Raw genomic sequence first — 16,188 nt, 5'->3', positions numbered from 1 at the left:
GCTGACTACCTAATAATTAGATTCGGGCTCGGCGGACGCGCCCCCACAGCTGGTCTTTCTCTTCGGGAGTGGATTCGGCCAGGCGGCGCGGAATATCATCCTTGGCCAGCCCATCGCGGCGCAGCAACAGGGCCAGGGGCAGTTCGGCTACCGGCACGAACACGGCGCCGCAGTTGCGGCAGCGGCGGCCGGGGCCGCTGGCGCCGCACCAGAAGCACTGCTCGATGGGTTCGGCCTGCCGCCCACAGTTTACGCACAAGTCGCCGGGGGTGTAGTCTTTGGGCTGCTTGTATTGGCAGCTGGCGCAGAACACCGCGTCGGAGGAGTCGACGTTGATGGTTGGGGCTACTATGGACGTGGGGGGGGCCGGCGCTTCGGCTGCTGCCGCGGTCGGTACGGCCCACTCCAGCGCCCGCGTGGCTACGGCCGGGTCGAGTTCGGGCAGTAGCTCCAGCAATGTGAGCACGGTGCCGACCTCGCTGAAACTGGCGCGGCTGCTTACGCCCATTTCAACCAGGCTGGTGAGCTGATCGTCCGTCAGGCCTTTGGCCTTGAGGATGTTGCGTTCTAATAGGGTAAAACCGGAATCCATAAGGGAAGATAAAGGGGACGTGGAAGGCCGGTAAGATAGGTGAAAATGAGGCAGGTAAGCGCGTGCAAAATTGGTCTTGTCCATCAAGCAAGGATGCGGTAGGATGCTCATTGCCCAATAACTGAACGGCGGTACGCAGCCAAGGCTCGCATACCGCCGGATTTCATTGCTGCATCAGTTCAGGTACTATGAGATTTGGCGCGTTATTGAACAGTGCGCTGGCAACTCACAGGCGCCCAACTCTGGACTAAATTCGTGCGCAATACACCGGCTTAATGGACGGCCAGTGGTTTGATAAGTTCACCGCACCGTTACCAGCTCCGGACTTTTCATCATCCGGACCGGCGAAATTACCCGCTCATCCAGCGGTAGCTTATTGCTATACCGCTCGCGCATTTTGGCCTGCACGGTCGGGTGGGAGAGGTCGAACTCGCGCAGCTGCTGGAGCTTGCCGATTTCGCGTCCTGTTGCCTGCTGATACAACTTCCAGAGCAGCTCCGAGCAGTAGATGCGCTCATCCGACCAGCCAAAGTATAGGTCGTAGTTCAGCCCCTGGTACTGCTCGCCGGCGGCCCGCAGCTTGCGCAGCACGGGCGGCGTCAGCACGGTTTCGGCGTCGCGCAGGCGCTTGACAATGAACTGGCCGTTTTTCCCGCGGGCCACCCAAGCAGCCAACGAGGTGTCGCTTACCGGCTGCACGGCTTCAAATACGCGCCATTCGCCTTCTTTCTGAAACAGAATGCCGCAGTGGCTGTAGGCCGAGTGCGTGGCCAGCTGGATGGCCCGACTCTGGGCCGACTGCGAAGTCTGGAAAATCAGGTCGCCGTTCTGCAGCCGGGGAGCAATTTTTGCCACGGTAATACTGGCTGCCCAGGTGGCTTGGTAACGATTAAAGTAACGCTGGGCACGTGGGTAAGCGGCCAGCGTAAGAGCAGACAGCAAAACCAATAGGAGCAGTCGGCGCATAGCAGCTTGGTTATAGCAGGAATCAGTTGCTGGCTGGTACCACAGTTATGCAGTAGCCGGTCCTTATCGGCCAGCTAGAAGAGCAGTACCCAAGTACGTCGCGCCGAATTCGGAGGACTGCCCCGATATCGTGCGCGACGTGGTTTTGGGATGATTACAGCTTAGTTTTCTACGTCAGCATGCCGCCGTCAACCTGCAGCACCTGGCCGGTGATATAGGCTGAATCGTCGGAGGCCAGGAAGGCGGTTGCTTTGGCTACGTCTTCGGGGGTGCCACCGCGGCGTAGCGGGATGGCCTTGCGCCACTCATCCACCTGCTTGGCGTCGAGGGCGTCGGTCATTTCGGTTTCGATGAAGCCGGGGGCCACCGCGTTGCAGCGGATGTTGCGCGAGCCCAGCTCCAGGGCCACCGACTTTGTGAAGCCGATAATGCCGGCCTTGGAGGCCGCGTAGTTGGCCTGCCCGGCATTGCCCTTCACGCCCACCACCGACGACATATTGATGATGCTGCCGGCTTTGGCGCGCATCATGGGCTTGGTGGCGGCCTTGGTCAGGTTGAACACCGACTTCAGGTTCACGGCCATTACCTGGTCCCACTGCTGCTCACTCATGCGCATCAACAGCCCGTCCTGGGTAATTCCGGCGTTGTTTACCAAGATATCGAGCTTGCCGAACTCGGCTACCACGTCCTCAATCAGCTTTTCGGCCTCGGCATACACCGAAGCATCGGAGCGGTAGCCTTTTACCTTGGTGCCGGAAGCGGCTAGCTCCTGTTCCAGCTGCTGGCCTTTCTCCACGCTGGAGAGGTAGGTGAACGCCACCTGCGCGCCCTGCTGGGCAAAATACGCCGCAATGGCGCGGCCAATTCCTTTAGAAGCGCCCGTAATCAGGGCCACTTTTCCGTCGAGCAGTTTAGTCATGGGTTTGAGCTGTTAGCTTTAAGCTGCAAGCTACAAGCTTTGGTGGTTTAGGCGCAAATCGTAAGCTACAAGCCTCTAGCTACACGCTTTTAGCTGCCCGAACATAAGCTTGCAGCTTGTAGCTTGCGGCTTGAAGCTCAAAACATGACTATCTGCATTCTCGGGGCGGGACCGGGCGGGGCCACGGCGGCCCTGCACCTGGCCAACGCCGGCCACCGCTGCCTGCTGCTCGACCGCGCCACTTTCCCGCGCGATAAAGTGTGCGGCGACGCGCTCAGCGGAAAAGTACTCAGCGAGTTACGGCGCATTGATGACGCCCTGCCCGACCGCCTGGCCGCCGAGCCCGCCCAGCTACCCAGCTGGGGCATCGACTTCTACGCGCCCAACGGCCGCCGCCTGGCCGTGCCCTTCAAGCCGAACTACAACCCGGCCACCGACCGCGCCGCCGGCCACATCAGCAAGCGCATCGACTTCGATAATTTCCTCATTGGAGAAGTACGCCGCCGGCCCGAAATTGACTTCCGCGAAAACACCGATGTGGCCGCCCACGAGCAGTTGCCCGACGGCCGCTGGCGCCTGCTGGGGCCCGACAAGCAGGAAATAGCCACCGCCGACGTGCTGCTGGTAGCCAACGGGGCCCAGTCGAACTTTGCCCGCGTAGTGGGCGGGCACGTGCTGGAGCCGGCCCACCACTGCGCCGGCCTGCGCGCGTACTACCGCGGCGTAACCGGCCTGCACCCTAATAATTTCATCGAGCTGCACTTCATTAAGGAGTTTCTGCCCGGTTACCTCTGGGTTTTCCCGCTGCCCAACGGCCAGGCCAACGTGGGCGTAGGCATGCTCAGCGAAGCTGTGGCGAAGAAAAAGGTAAAGCTGCGCGAGCGGCTCGACGAAATCCTGCGTACTCACCCGGCCCTCAAAGACCGGTTTGCCACGGCCGAGCGGCTGGGTCCGGTGCGCGGCTTCGGGCTGCCGTTGGGCTCCAAGCGCCGCCCGCTTTCGGGCCGCAACTACCTGCTGCTCGGCGACGCCGGCTCGCTCATCGACCCGTTTTCGGGCGAGGGTATCAGCCACGCCATGGTAAGCGGCCGCCACGCCGCCGACTGGGCCGCCCGCGCCGTAGCGGCCCAGAACTTCGCGCCGGAGTTTCTGAAAGGTTACGACGCGGCCGTGTACAACCGGCTGTGGCAGGAGCTGCGCCTGAGCCGGGCCATGCAGCGCCTGCTGGATTACCCGTGGCTGTTCAACTTTATCGCCAACCGCGCCGCCAACAACCCCACGCTGGCCGAAACCATCAGCAACATGTTTCTCGACCTCGACCTGCGCGAGCGGCTGCGTCAACCGAGCTTCTACTTCAAGCTGCTGCTGGGGAAGTAGGGGAGGCGGTTGTGCGAACGTCATTCAGAGCGAAGCGAAGAATCTCGCGTGCCACGGCAGCACGCGAGATTCTTCGCTTCGCTCTGAATGACGTCCACTTCTTACTTGTCCTTATTGCCAACGTAACGACGCAGGCTTTTTTCGGCAGCAGGATTGAGTTGGGCGGCTTTTTCGAGGTCGACGCGGGCCTCCTTAAACTTGTTGATGGACGCGTAGCTGATGCCGCGGTACTCGTAGGCATCGGCGTAGTTCGGGTCGAGGGCAATGGCTTTGGTGAAGTCGGGAATGGCCGAGCGATAGTTGAACATCTGCATCTTGGCCGAACCCCGCCCGAAAAACGCGTCCCGATCCTGCGGGTTGTATTTGGTGGCTTTGCCGAAGTCTAGAATAGCCCCGCTGTAGTCCTTAGTTTCCAGGCGGTTTAGGCCCCGGTTGTAGTACACATTGCTGTTGGTGGGCTCCAGCTTAATGGCCGCATTGTAATCGGTCATTGCCGCCCGATAGTCTTTAAGCTCACTTTTGGCGCGCGCCCGCATCAGTAGGGCCTCCACATCGCTGGGCGTGGCTGCGAGGCGAGCATCGGCGGTTTTAATGTCTTTGCGATGGTCGGGAGCCGTTTTACGGGCGGCCGGCTCCACATACGTGGGGCCACCGGGCGCGGCATCGACGGTTCGCGCTACGCCGGTTTCGCGGGCCGCATTGCGGGCGGCAGAGCTGGGCTGCTCTACGTCGGCAGTGGTGCCGCGGGCGCAGGCACCGGCCAGCAGCAGCGTGGTGCCAGCCAACAGGGATAGTAGGGGTGATTTCATCATAAATGGGGGTCAGATTGGATGTAAAGGTCGCTCGCCGGGTGAAGCCAGCGGCAGCGGCGCGCCTTTATACGGCCGCCGCCGCCGCAGAGGCAAAGACGGGGCCGAAATTTCAGGCGGCCCCGCCCCCGCGCCCGACTGCCCCGGCCTGCCTATCTTTGCCCGGCTGGCCGTGGGCGTTACCTGGCGGTGGGCTCTTCTTTTACTCTTCAACCGAACACAATATGGCATTGCAATACGACCTGGTCGTTATCGGCAGCGGCCCAGGCGGCTATGTAGCCGCCATCCGGGCCTCGCAGCTGGGCTTGAAAGTAGCCGTGATTGAGCGCGAGTCGCTGGGCGGCATCTGCCTCAACTGGGGCTGTATTCCTACCAAAGCCCTGCTCAAGAGCGCCCAGGTATTCGAGTACCTCAACCACGCCGCCGACTACGGCCTGAGCGCCGAAAACGTGGGCTACGACTTCGGGGCCGTGATTCAGCGCAGCCGCGGCGTGGCCGACGGGATGAGCAAGGGCATCAACTTCCTGTTCAAAAAGAATAAGATTGATGTAATAATGGGCACCGGCAAGCTGCTGGCGGCCGGCAAAATCGAGCTCACGAAGGCCGAGGGCGGGAAGGAAACCGTGGAGGCCAAATCCATCATCTTGGCCACCGGTGCCCGCTCGCGCGAGCTGCCGGCGCTGCCCATCGACGACAAAAAGATTATTGGCTACCGCAAAGCCATGACCCTGGAACAGCTGCCCAAGCGCCTCGTAGTAGTGGGTTCGGGCGCCATCGGCGTTGAGTTTGCCTACTTCTACCGCACGATGGGTTCGGAGGTGACGGTGGTGGAATACCTGCCCCGCATCGTGCCCGTAGAGGACGAGGAGGTGTCGCGCCAGATGGAAAAGTCGTTTAAGAAGATTGGCGTTAAGGTGCTCACCAGCGCCGAAGTAACGGCCGTGGATACCAGCGGCGCGGGCTGCACCGTGACCGTGAAAACGGCCAAAGGCGACCAGCAGATTGAGTGCGACATGGTGCTGAGCGCCGTGGGCGTTATCACGAACCTCGAAAACCTGGGCCTGGAGGAGTTGGGCATTAAGGTAGAGAAAGGCCGCCTCGTGGTGGACGATTTCTACCAGACCAACGTGCCCGGCATTTATGCCATCGGCGACATCGTGCCCGGTCCCGCACTGGCCCACGTGGCCTCGGCCGAGGGCATTATCTGCGTTGAGAAAATTGCCGGCCAGCACCCCGAGCCGCTCAACTACCAGAACATCCCCGGCTGCACTTATGCCTCGCCCGAAATTGCCAGTGTAGGCCTGACCGAAGCCGAAGCGAAAGCGCAGGGCTACGACATTCTGGTGGGCAAGTTCCCGTTCTCGGCCTCGGGCAAAGCCTCGGCTGCCGGCGTAAAGGACGGTTTCGTTAAAGTCATCTTCGACAAGAAGTACGGCGAGTGGCTGGGCGCCCACATGATTGGTGCCAACGTAACCGAACTGATTGCCGAAGTGGTGGTAGCCCGCAAGCTCGAAACCACGGGCCACGAAATCATTAAGTCGGTGCATCCGCACCCGACCATGAGCGAGGCCATCATGGAAGCCGCCGCCGCTGCCTATGGCGAGGTAATTCACCTGTAAGAGCTCCTCATCCACTAAAAACGGAAGCCCCGGCCGGAATTTCGGTCGGGGCTTCTGTTTTTAATGGGGTAGCACTATTTGTGCCTGATTTAGTGGTAGATGAGGATATTTCTGCTGAAATACCAAATCGAGTGTGAACTTCTCGTCCAGGAACCGCGGGTCGAACTCTTGGCTGAAATCCCAGGTGCCCACGTAGTGCAGTTGGCCGGGCCGCACCGTAAACAGGTAGCGCGTCCGGTTCAATGTTTGGCTGTTGCGGTGTTTGCGGATGGACTCGACGCTCGACTGTATGCCGCCTGCAAACTCGTAGTTAATGAGAGCATAATGGCCGGGTGGCAGCGCGTAACAGAACGGGTTTTCGCGGCGGGAGCGGACGATGGGCTTCACATTTAACCGAAAGTACTGGCGCGTGTCGAGGTTCACAACTCGCACGTACTGGCCCAAGCCACCACTGCTGAAACCTAGCCGCTGCACACAACTACCGTACAGGATGCCCTTATCGGGGGGTAACGCTTTGTGGCTGCTTCCCCAAGTTGCGGAGGGCAATACAACCAGTGGCCCGGGGTGCTCATCCAACGAATCAGGCAGCATCTGCACCAGTTCTAATTCCTGTTCCAAGCGTTGAATCTGGGACTGGGCTTGGGTACGTTGCGTGAATATGCAGACGCCCACGAGCAACGCTATCCGGAAAAAACTGGTGAAGAGCATATCGGCTGCTAACTCCTGGGTATCGACTATTCCGGCGGCACTACTGCGCCTGATACTTGCTCTTGATGAAGCCAGGCATGTCTTGGCCGTAATCCTCCGTTTTGGTTGCTTCGGTTTTCCAGAGCGCTTCTACTAACAGCAGCAGCAGCGCCGTCTCCTTGTCGGGGTCGGCATATTCAAGTTGCTCAAAGGCCTGCCGAAGCCGGGTCGGCAGCGGGCGCATAAACCGCTCGTGCTGCTGGCGGGCCATCTCCGAGTCGGCTAGGCGGTACTGAAGCTTCCAGAAGTACGGCTCGTCGCGCACAAGCTTAAAAGGTAGTTCTATAACGCTGTGGATGAAGGTAAGCGGGTCGGGCTCGGTGAGGCCGCCGCGGTTGGCCTCGATAATGCGCTTGTAGCCGCTACGGATGACGAACTCAAGCAACAGGTCTTTGGAGCCGAAATGCTTGAAAATGAGGGCTTCCGAAACGCCGGCCTCGCGGGCAATGAGCTGGGTAGAGCTGTTGTCGAAGCCCCGCTCCCCAAAAAGCCGCAGGGCCACGTCGGCAATGTGCTGTTTGCGGTTGGTCATGGCGGTGGGCGGAGTGGCCGGGCCGGAGCCCGGCAGTAGTTGAACCCGCAATTACGGGCGCAAAAGCCTAAATCGATGCAACGCCCACAAAATAAGTGGCCCCTCGGTAGCCCAAAAAGAAGCCGCCGATTCGGGGACTCCGAATCGGCCGGCTACGTTTGTTCCGAAAGCCAGCGGGCGGCAACGCCGGGGCAGGGTCGCGCGGCTTTCGGAGAAGGCCGGATGTGGGTGGGAGTACATCCGGGTAATCAGGGCGGGGAATTGGCCTGCGGTGCCTAGTGGGAGTCGGCAGCCGTTAGCGGGAGCAAACTTACGCAATGATTTCTAAAACCAGTAAGTGTTAGCTCACTATTATAGGGTGAGTAAACACTTACTAGGTAAAATGCCTGGTAACCGATTGAGTAAGCAGCCGTTACCAGAATGTATAAAATTTGGTTGCCCCACTAATTGCCGACTTCCATCTCGCTTAGCTGGGTGCCGGCCCGAAATCGCGCCACTTTGTCCCGGATTTCGGCCAGCCCCAGATTGTGGACGCTGCCCAGGTGGGTGGTCTGAAACTCGCGGTGGGGCCGGTAGGAGCCATCCTCTACGGCCCGGCCCACCTGCCGGTACGCCTCACGGAACGGCACGCCGGCCTGAATAAGCTGGTTGATATTTTCCACCGAAAACACAGCGTCGTACTTGGATTGATTGAGCAAGTCGGGCTTGATGCGCAACTCGGGCAGGGCAAAAAGCACGATGTCGAGGATGTCGAGCAGCTGCGTCATCGGCTCGAAGAGGGTTTCTTTGAGCAGCTGGAAGTCGCGGTGGTAGCCGCTGGGCAGGCCGGCGGTGGCCAGCAGCAGCGTGTTGGGCAGCGCCTGCAGCACCTGGCAGCGGCCCCGAATCAGCTCGAACACGTCGGGGTTTTTCTTGTGGGGCATGATGCTGGAACCGGTAGTAAAGGCAGCCGGTAACTCCACGAAAGCCAGGTCCTGCGAGTTGTAGAGCACCAAATCGTAGGCCATTTTGGCCAGCGTGGCGGCCATGCCAGCCAGCGCGAAGGCGAGGGTACGCTCGGTTTTGCCGCGCAGCAGCTGGGCCCCCACGCTGCTCACGGCCAGGTTGGCGAAGCCCATTTCCCGGGTTGTCATCTGGCGGTCGATGGGGAAGGAGCTGCCGAAGCCCGCGCCCGAGCCCAGCGGGTTCTGGTCGGCCACGGCGTAGGCGGCTTCGAACAAAGATAGGTCGAGTAGCAGGTGCTCGGCATAGGCCGAAAACCAGAGCCCGAACGAGCTGGGCATGGCCGCCTGGAAGTGGGTGTAGCCCGGCATCAGGTCGGCTTGGTGGGTTTCGGCCTTGGTCAGCAGCACCTCTACCAGCTCCAGCGTGCGGCTGGCGGCGCGGCGGCAGTAGTCTTTGATGAACAGCTGCAGAGCCGTTAGTACCTGGTCGTTGCGCGAGCGGGCCGTGTGAATTTTCTTGCCCGCGTCGCCGAACTTCTCAGTCAGGTATGCTTCAATTTTGGAATGAACGTCCTCGTACTCGGGCTCGATAACGAAGGTGCCGGCTTCCAGCTGCTGCGTTAACTCGCCCAGGCCCTGCTGAAGCTGCTCGTTTTCGGCCGCCGACAGCAGGCCCACCGCCGCCAGCATATTGGCCTGGGCCCGCGAGGCCTGCACATCAAATGGGGCCAGGTACAGGTCCAGTTCCCGGTCGCGGCCCACGGTAAACTGTTCAATCTTCTTATCGACGGCAATGCCTTTATCCCAGATTTTCATGCAGTATTATTTAGCTTTTAGCTGGCAGCTATTAGCTGTTAGCCTACGTTCTTGTGGTTCGAATTAAGTGCCTTGCGGGTCAATGCGGGTGGTTTTTTCGCAGAGGTACGCGGAGTGATTCGCAGAGGTAAAGAGCGGTCTGGCAACCGGTTTGCGGAGGCTCCAACGATTCAGCTAAAAGCTCAAATAGCAAGCCCATCGAGTAGCTCCACGTAGCCCCGCACGCCGGACCGAATTTCGCTGAGCAGGATGTACTCGTCGGGGGTATGGGAGCGGGCCGAGTCGCCGGGGCCGATTTTGATGGTGGTGAAGGGCATCATGCTCTGGTCGGAGAGCGTGACCGAGCCGAAGGTACGGCGGCCCAGCGCCAGCCCGCGCTGCACCAGCGGGTGGCTGAGGTCAATGCGCGAGGAGTTGAGGTGGGTGGAGCGCGGCACTACCTCGGAGCCAATCAGCCCACGCACCAGCTCCACTACCTCTTCGTTGGTATATAGCTCGTTGGTGCGCACATCGGCCACGAAAGTGCAACGGTCGGGCACCACGTTGTGCTGGGTGCCGGCCTGGATTTGGGTAACCGTCAGCTTCACCGGCCCAAGCAGCTCCGAAACCCGCTCGAACCGGAATTCGCGCAGCCGCTGAATATCACCGAGGGCTTTATAAAGGGCGTTTTCGCCCTCGTCGCGGGCGGTGTGGCCGGTACGGCCGTGGGCAGTGCAGTCGAGGACGATGAGGCCTTTTTCAGCAATGGCGAGGTCCATTTGAGTGGGTTCGCCCACGATGGCCAAGATAATTTCGGGCAGTAGCGGCAGCAGCCGGCGAATACCATCGGGGCCCGAAATTTCTTCCTCGGCCGTAATGGCGCAAATTAGGTTGAAGGCCGGCGGATGCTGCTCGAAATACAGGAATGCAGCCAGCAGACTCACGGCCGCCGCGCCCGCATCGTTGCTGCCCAGGCCAGTGAGCCGGCCGCCCGTCAGAGCCGCCCCGAATGGGTCGGCGGTCCAGCTGGCGCCGGGCTGCACGGTGTCGTGGTGGGAGTTGAGCAGCACGGTAGAGCGGGCCGGGTCGTAGTGCCGGCTCACAGCCCATACGTTGTGGGCGTTGCGCTCAGCCCGGGCCCCATGAAAGGTCAGGAAACGAACGATGTGCGCCGCCGTCTGGTCTTCCTGCCGTGAAAAGGAGGGTGTCTGAATCAGCTGAATCAGCAGTTGAATGGCGTCGTTGGTGAGCTGGGTCAGTAGCGGCTCGTCTAGCTCCGGCATAGCACGGTTTTTACAGGTTCGTTGATGCGGAGCGCGTTTTCAATCACCACGCGCTCCACGCCGGCTTCCAGCGCGGCAAAGGCGTTGTCGAGCTTGGGTACCATGCCGGCGGCCACCGCGCCGGCGGCTTTAAGCCGGGCGTACTCGGCGGCCGTCAGGCGCTCAATCACTGAGCTTTCGTCGTTGACGTCGGCCAGCACACCGTCTTTCTCGAAGCAGAAATGCAGCTCCACGGCGCGGCGAGCAGCCAGGGCCACGGCCACGGCGCTGGCGATGGTGTCGGCGTTGGTGTTGAGCAGCTGGCCGTGGCCGTCGTGGGTGATAGCGCAGAGCACGGGCAGCAGGTCGGCGCGCAGCAGCAGTTCCAGCAGGCCAGTATTCACGGCATCGGCCGGCAGGTCGCCCACGAAGCCGTAGTCGATGGCGCCCACCGGCCGGCGCACGGCCCGGATGGCGTTGCCATCGGCCCCCGAAAGTCCCAGCGCATTCGCGCCCGCGGCCTGCAGACCGGCCACGAGATGCTTGTTGGTTTTGCCGGCGTAGAACATCGTCACGATGTCGAGCGTGGCCGCGTCGGTGATGCGGCGGCCCTGCACCAGTTGCGGGGCAATGCCCAGTTGCGCGAGCAGCTGGCTGGCCCCGCGGCCGCCGCCGTGCACCAGCAGTCGGGGCCCCGGCACCTGGGCCAGCGCGGCTACAAAGTGGCTCAGCTGGGCCGGCTCATCGAGAATGGCGCCGCCGATTTTAAAGATTTTCAGGGTTTCAGCCATAACACGAATACGGGGGAAAGGGGCGGGGAGCGGGCCGGAACCACCCTATACGGGGCCGGCCAGGCAGGACCAGCGAATCTTTATGCGGCCGACGCGGCAAAGTTTCCGAAAAAAAACATTTACGTTTGCAACGCATTTCGGCTTTCAGTCATTTTAACCTCCGGAAGGCTCTACCTGCCGCCCCGCGGCGCCCGCATATGATTCACCTCTCTACTACTGCGCTTCTGCGACGACCAAATCTGGTCGTGCGAATTATGCCAGCTTAAGCTGGCCGCACTAGTATTGCCGTGTTCTTCGTCGCCGAAGAGCCGGTTCGGGGCCTGCCCATCGGCCCGCCCCCGAGAACTTTCCCGAATCAACTGTTCCTAGTCCGAGTGTAAGCTTCCGCGTGTTTTTTCCGGCCCGGTGCCGGAATGTCCCGCCCTCCCGGTTCGCCGCTGCCGAGCCCGCTGCTCAATAGCCGCGGCCGGTTGTTTTCGGCGCCTGCTCCACTCGCTGGGCCCGCGCCGCCTGCCTGCTTTCGTGTCTTCACGCCTGCTGCCCCGTTGGGCAGCTAACCGACCCTCCGTCATGTTGCTCCGAGTCGCCGAAGCTGCCGATGCGCAGCACGCCGAAACCCTATGTCAGTGGTATGCCGAATCGGCCCGTCAGCGGGGCGTGGGTATTGCCAAGCGCGACCCTAACTATCTGATTAAGAAGCTGGAAAAGGGTGATTCTGTTATTGCGTTTATTGAGGGCGAGCTGGCCGGTTTCTGCTATATCGAAACCTTTGAAGACGCCAAGTTCGTCGTCAACTCCGGGCTGATTGTCAACACGGAGCTGCGCAAGGAGGGCCTGGGCCGCGCCATTAAGGAGTGCGTGTTCGAGCTTTCGCGCACCAAGTACCCGGCGGCCAAAATCTTCGGCATCACGACCAGCGCGGCCGTGATGAAAATCAACAGCGAGCTGGGCTACCGGCCCGTCACCTTCCCCGAGCTCACCCAGAGCGAGGATTTCTGGAAGGGCTGCGCGAGCTGCAAAAACTACCCGATTCTCCAGGAAAACGAGCGTAAAATGTGCCTCTGCACCGGTATGGTCTACGATAAGCTCCAGGACCGTTTCAGCCAGCAATCCATCGAAATCCTGCGTCATGAAGGGTGATATCACTTGTCATCCTGAGCGAAGCGGAGGACCTTATCACATATAAACGACACGTTTAAGCGTGATAAGGTCTCGCTCCGCTCAGGATGACAGATAGGATTCTACAGTTTCCCCTCTTACTTCTCCTTATCTCATGTCCAACAAGAAAAAGGTGGTTTTAGCGTACAGCGGTGGTCTGGATACCTCGTTCTGCGCGGTTTACCTTACCCGCGAGCTGGGTCTGGAAGTGCACACGGTTATCGTCAACTCCGGCGGGTTTTCGCAAGAAGAACTGGCTGCCATTGAGAAGCGGGCCTACGAGCTGGGTTCCTCGCAGCACGAGGTGATTGATGTAACCCAGCGCTTTTACCAGGACTGCCTGCGCTACCTGATTTTCGGCAACATCCTCAAAAACGACACCTACCCGCTGAGTGTGAGTGCCGAACGAATGTTCCAAAGTCTGGCCCTAGCCGAGTACGCCCGCGAGCACAAAGCCGACTACATTGCCCACGGCAGCACCGGAGCCGGCAACGACCAGGTGCGCTTCGATGTGGCTTTCTCGGTTATTGCGCCCGACACCGAAATCATCACGCCTATCCGCGACCTGAAACTTTCGCGGCAGGCTGAAATCGATTTTCTCAACCAGCACGGTTTCGAGATGAGCTGGGATAAGGCCAAGTATTCCATTAATAAGGGCATCTGGGGCACCAGCGTGGGCGGCGTCGAAACCCTGACCTCGCACCAGGCTTTGCCCGAATCGGCTTACCCGACCCAGCTAACCGCTACGGAGCCGACCCAGGTGGAAATCACCTTCGAGAAGGGTGAACCGGTGGCCCTGAACGGCGAAACGATGGACCCGGTGGCGCTGATTCAGTCCCTCAACGAGCTGGCCGGCACCTACGCCATCGGCCGCGACACTCACGTCGGCGACACGATTCTGGGTATCAAGGGCCGCGTGGGTTTCGAGGCCCCCGCCCCGCTGATTCTGCTCAAGGCCCATCATTTGCTGGAGAAGCATACGTCGAGCCGGTGGCAACTGCTCCATAAAGACTACATCGCCAACTGGTACGGCACGCTGCTGCATGAGGCCCAGTACCTCGACCCGGTGATGCGCGACTTCGAGGCCTTCCTCACGTCGTCGCAGGATCGGGTGTCGGGGACGGTGTTCGTGACCTTGCTGCCCTACCGGTTCGAGCTACAGGGCGTGGAGTCGAAGTTCGACATGATGCAGTCGAAAGTAGCCACTTACGGTGAGGAAAACAACGCCTGGGACGGCCGCGACGCCCAGGGCTTCATCAAGATTTTCAGCAACCAGCTGAAGATTCATTCTTCTTTCAACGATGAAAATTAAGGCTGGCATCGTGGGCGGCGCCGGCTACACGGCCGGCGAGCTGCTACGCATTCTGCTGCACCACGAGTTCGTGGAGTTGGGTGGCATCGTGAGCTCCTCTAACGCGGGCAACCCAGTGCATCAGGTGCACGACGACCTGGTGGGCGAAACCGACCTGCATTTTGCTTCGGAGCTGGCCGGCGACGAGGACGTGGTGTTTCTGTGCCTGGGCCACGGCAACTCGAAAGCCTGGCTGCTCGAAAATACCCTGCCCGAAACCACGCACGTCATCGACCTGAGCAACGATTTCCGCCTGACGGCCGATGCCGAGTTTGAGGGCCGCGAGTTCGTGTACGGCCTGCCGGAGCTGAATAGAAGCCGCATCCAGCAGGCCCAGAGCATCGCCAACCCGGGGTGCTTCGCCACGGCCATTCAGCTGGCGCTGCTGCCGCTGGCCCAGGCCGGCCGGCTCCTAGGTGACATCCACGTGTCGGCCATCACCGGCTCGACCGGCGCGGGCCAGGGCCTGTCGGAGACGGTGCATTTCTCGTGGCGCACCAACAACGTGTCCATTTACAAGCCCTTCACGCACCAGCACCTCGGCGAAATAGGCGAGAGTCTGGCGCAGCTGCAGCCGCAATCAGAAGCGGAGATTCACTTCATCCCTTACCGCGGCAATTTCGCGCGGGGCATTTTCGCCAGCGTTTACACGCCCTCGGATTTAACGCAGGACGAGGCGCGGGAGCTGTACCGGAATTTCTACGCCGACGCGCCGTTCACCACGGTTTCAGACAAGGAAATTCATTTGAAGCAGGTGGTGAATACCAACAAATGCCTGCTGCACGTGCAGAAACAGGGCAAGCAATTACTAATTACCTCGGTGATTGATAATCTGGTGAAAGGCGCATCGGGCCAAGCGGTGCAGAATATGAACCTGCTGTTTGGCCTGCCGGAAACGACGGGGTTGAATTTCAAAGCCGGACTGCTCTAATGGACCAGAACGTCATGCTGAGCGGAGCCGAAGCATCTCTACCGCTTCGTGGCAGATGCTAAGATTACCATTACGGTAGAGATGCTTCGGCTCCGCTCAGCATGACGTTCTTATTTTAACTACGCTCTGACACCGTTATAACATGGACCTCTTCAACGTTTATCCCCTCGTCAATATCACGCCCGTGCGCGCACTCGGCGCGAAACTCTGGGACGACCAGGGCCAGGAATATCTGGATTTCTACGGCGGCCACGCCGTGATTTCCATCGGCCACAGCCACCCGCACTACGTGCAGCGCCTCACGGAGCAACTGCAAAACATCGGCTTCTACTCCAACTCGGTGCAGATTCCGATTCAGACGGAGCTGGCCCGCAAGCTGGGCCAGGTATCGGGCTACGAGGATTACGCGCTGTTTCTGTGCAACTCCGGGGCCGAGGCCAACGAGAATGCGCTGAAGCTGGCCTCCTTTCATACCGGTAAAACCCGCGTGGTGGCGTTCAAAGGCGCGTTTCACGGCCGCACCTCGGGCGCAGTGGCAGCTACCGATAATCCGAAAATCGTGGCCCCCTTCAACGCGGGCCACGCCGTGACTTTCGTGGAGTACGACCTGGAGGCGGTGCTGGCGGTGCTGCACGGCGGCGACGTATGCGCCGTTATCGTGGAGCCGATTCAGGGCGTGGGCGGTATCATCATGCCATCCGATGAGTTTATGCGGCATCTGGCGCTGTTCTGCTGGGCCAACGATGTGCTGCTGATTGCCGATGAGGTGCAGAGCGGCTACGGCCGCAGCGGCAAGTTTTTCGCCCACCAGCACACCGGCATCCGGCCCGATATTATTGCCGTGGCCAAGGGCATGGGCAACGGGTTCCCCATTGGCGGCATCCTGATTTCGCCGAAGCTGCAGGCCTCCTACGGCCTGCTGGGCACCACGTTCGGCGGCAACCACCTGGCCTGCGCCGCCGCCCTGGCCGTGCTCGAAGTCATCGAGGACGAGCACCTGCTAACCCACGCCACCGAGCTGGGCGACTATCTCCGCACGGAGCTGCTGGCCCACGCCGGGGCCGTAGAAATTCGCGGCCGCGGCCTGATGGTGGGCATCAAATACGACTTTCCCATCAAGGAAATCCGCGACAAGCTGCTCACCGATTACCACATTTTCGTGGGCAACGCCTCCGACCCCACGGTGCTGAGGTTGCTGCCGCCGCTCAATATCACACGGGCGGAGGTTGAACGGTTTTTGAGGGCGTTGTTCAGTCTCACCCCACCCCCTAGGTGTATAGTCCCAGGGAGAGATGGTGTATTTTCCGGGCTGGAATTTCGCACGCACTTATGGGACAAATACTCCACGGCAGCGCCCGCACAACTTCGGCAATACGGGCCGCTATCCAACGTAGT

At 60.5% G+C, this 16,188-nt stretch carries 15 protein-coding genes; 6 read left to right on the top strand and 9 right to left on the bottom strand.

Annotated features, from left to right (window positions below):
- Positions 1-16 precede the first annotated feature (16 nt).
- The 3 genes from D0N36_RS17785 to fabG all read right to left on the bottom strand — a co-directional run bounded on the left by D0N36_RS17785 (position 17) and on the right by fabG (position 2,477).
- Positions 17-592, bottom strand: a complete 576-nt coding sequence (locus D0N36_RS17785) for a hypothetical protein (RefSeq protein ID WP_116943174.1) — start codon at positions 590-592, stop codon at positions 17-19.
- Between the two features lie 300 nt (positions 593-892).
- The gene (locus tag D0N36_RS17780; protein WP_116943173.1) at positions 893-1,558 is read right to left on the bottom strand and encodes a YiiX family permuted papain-like enzyme; all 666 of its coding nucleotides are present in this window, start codon (positions 1,556-1,558) and stop codon (positions 893-895) included.
- A gap of 169 nt (positions 1,559-1,727) precedes the next feature.
- A complete protein-coding gene (gene fabG / locus D0N36_RS17775) occupies positions 1,728-2,477 on the bottom strand; it encodes a 3-oxoacyl-[acyl-carrier-protein] reductase (protein ID WP_116943172.1) in 750 nt (249 codons plus the stop codon).
- Between the two features lie 144 nt (positions 2,478-2,621).
- On the opposite strand from fabG, the gene D0N36_RS17770 reads away from it, so the two are divergent.
- The gene (locus tag D0N36_RS17770) at positions 2,622-3,854 is read left to right on the top strand and encodes a geranylgeranyl reductase family protein (protein WP_116943171.1); all 1,233 of its coding nucleotides are present in this window, start codon (positions 2,622-2,624) and stop codon (positions 3,852-3,854) included.
- A gap of 101 nt (positions 3,855-3,955) precedes the next feature.
- Here D0N36_RS17770 and D0N36_RS17765 read toward each other — a convergent pair whose 3' ends face one another.
- Complete coding sequence (locus tag D0N36_RS17765; protein WP_116943170.1) at positions 3,956-4,666, bottom strand: tetratricopeptide repeat protein; 711 nt, start codon at positions 4,664-4,666, stop codon at positions 3,956-3,958.
- Positions 4,667-4,887: 221 nt separating this feature from the next.
- Between D0N36_RS17765 and lpdA the strand changes: the two genes are divergently transcribed.
- The gene (gene lpdA, locus D0N36_RS17760) at positions 4,888-6,282 is read left to right on the top strand and encodes a dihydrolipoyl dehydrogenase (protein WP_116943169.1); all 1,395 of its coding nucleotides are present in this window, start codon (positions 4,888-4,890) and stop codon (positions 6,280-6,282) included.
- A 60-nt stretch (positions 6,283-6,342) separates the two neighbouring features.
- On the opposite strand, the gene D0N36_RS17755 is transcribed toward lpdA, so the two are convergent.
- From D0N36_RS17755 to argB, 5 genes are all read right to left on the bottom strand, one after another.
- Positions 6,343-6,900, bottom strand: a complete 558-nt coding sequence (locus tag D0N36_RS17755; protein WP_147320970.1) for a hypothetical protein — start codon at positions 6,898-6,900, stop codon at positions 6,343-6,345.
- A 130-nt stretch (positions 6,901-7,030) separates the two neighbouring features.
- Positions 7,031-7,561, bottom strand: coding sequence for a TetR/AcrR family transcriptional regulator (locus D0N36_RS17750; RefSeq protein ID WP_116943167.1), 531 nt, complete (start codon positions 7,559-7,561; stop codon positions 7,031-7,033).
- A 443-nt stretch (positions 7,562-8,004) separates the two neighbouring features.
- Positions 8,005-9,321: an argininosuccinate lyase gene (gene argH / locus D0N36_RS17745; RefSeq protein WP_116943166.1), complete on the bottom strand. Its 1,317-nt coding sequence runs from the start codon at positions 9,319-9,321 to the stop codon at positions 8,005-8,007.
- A gap of 182 nt (positions 9,322-9,503) precedes the next feature.
- Entirely contained in the window at positions 9,504-10,583 is a 1,080-nt protein-coding gene (locus tag D0N36_RS17740) for a M20 family metallo-hydrolase (protein ID WP_116943165.1), read from the bottom strand.
- A complete protein-coding gene (gene argB / locus D0N36_RS17735) occupies positions 10,571-11,353 on the bottom strand; it encodes an acetylglutamate kinase (RefSeq protein WP_116943164.1) in 783 nt (260 codons plus the stop codon). Before argB ends, D0N36_RS17740 begins: the two co-directional genes overlap by 13 nt.
- Positions 11,354-11,923: 570 nt before the next feature.
- Here argB and D0N36_RS17730 point away from each other — a divergent pair.
- The 4 genes from D0N36_RS17730 to D0N36_RS17715 form a co-directional block, all read left to right on the top strand.
- Entirely contained in the window at positions 11,924-12,493 is a 570-nt protein-coding gene (locus D0N36_RS17730) for a GNAT family N-acetyltransferase (RefSeq protein ID WP_116943163.1), read from the top strand.
- A gap of 133 nt (positions 12,494-12,626) precedes the next feature.
- Positions 12,627-13,823 carry an argininosuccinate synthase gene (argG, locus tag D0N36_RS17725; RefSeq protein WP_116943162.1) on the top strand — a complete coding sequence of 399 codons (1,197 nt, stop codon included), beginning with the start codon at positions 12,627-12,629 and terminating at the stop codon, positions 13,821-13,823.
- A complete protein-coding gene (argC, locus tag D0N36_RS17720; protein WP_116943161.1) occupies positions 13,813-14,793 on the top strand; it encodes an N-acetyl-gamma-glutamyl-phosphate reductase in 981 nt (326 codons plus the stop codon). The genes argG and argC overlap by 11 nt, the downstream gene beginning before the upstream one ends.
- 142 nt (positions 14,794-14,935) lie before the next feature.
- A partial coding sequence (locus D0N36_RS17715) for an aspartate aminotransferase family protein (RefSeq protein ID WP_116943160.1) occupies positions 14,936-16,188 on the top strand: 1,253 nt, incomplete at its 3' end.

The organism is Hymenobacter lapidiphilus (assembly GCF_003417065.2).
Classification (GTDB): Bacteria; Bacteroidota; Bacteroidia; order Cytophagales; family Hymenobacteraceae; genus Hymenobacter.
Note: the sequence above shows the minus strand (reverse complement) of the source record. Positions and strands in the feature narration are given on the sequence as shown.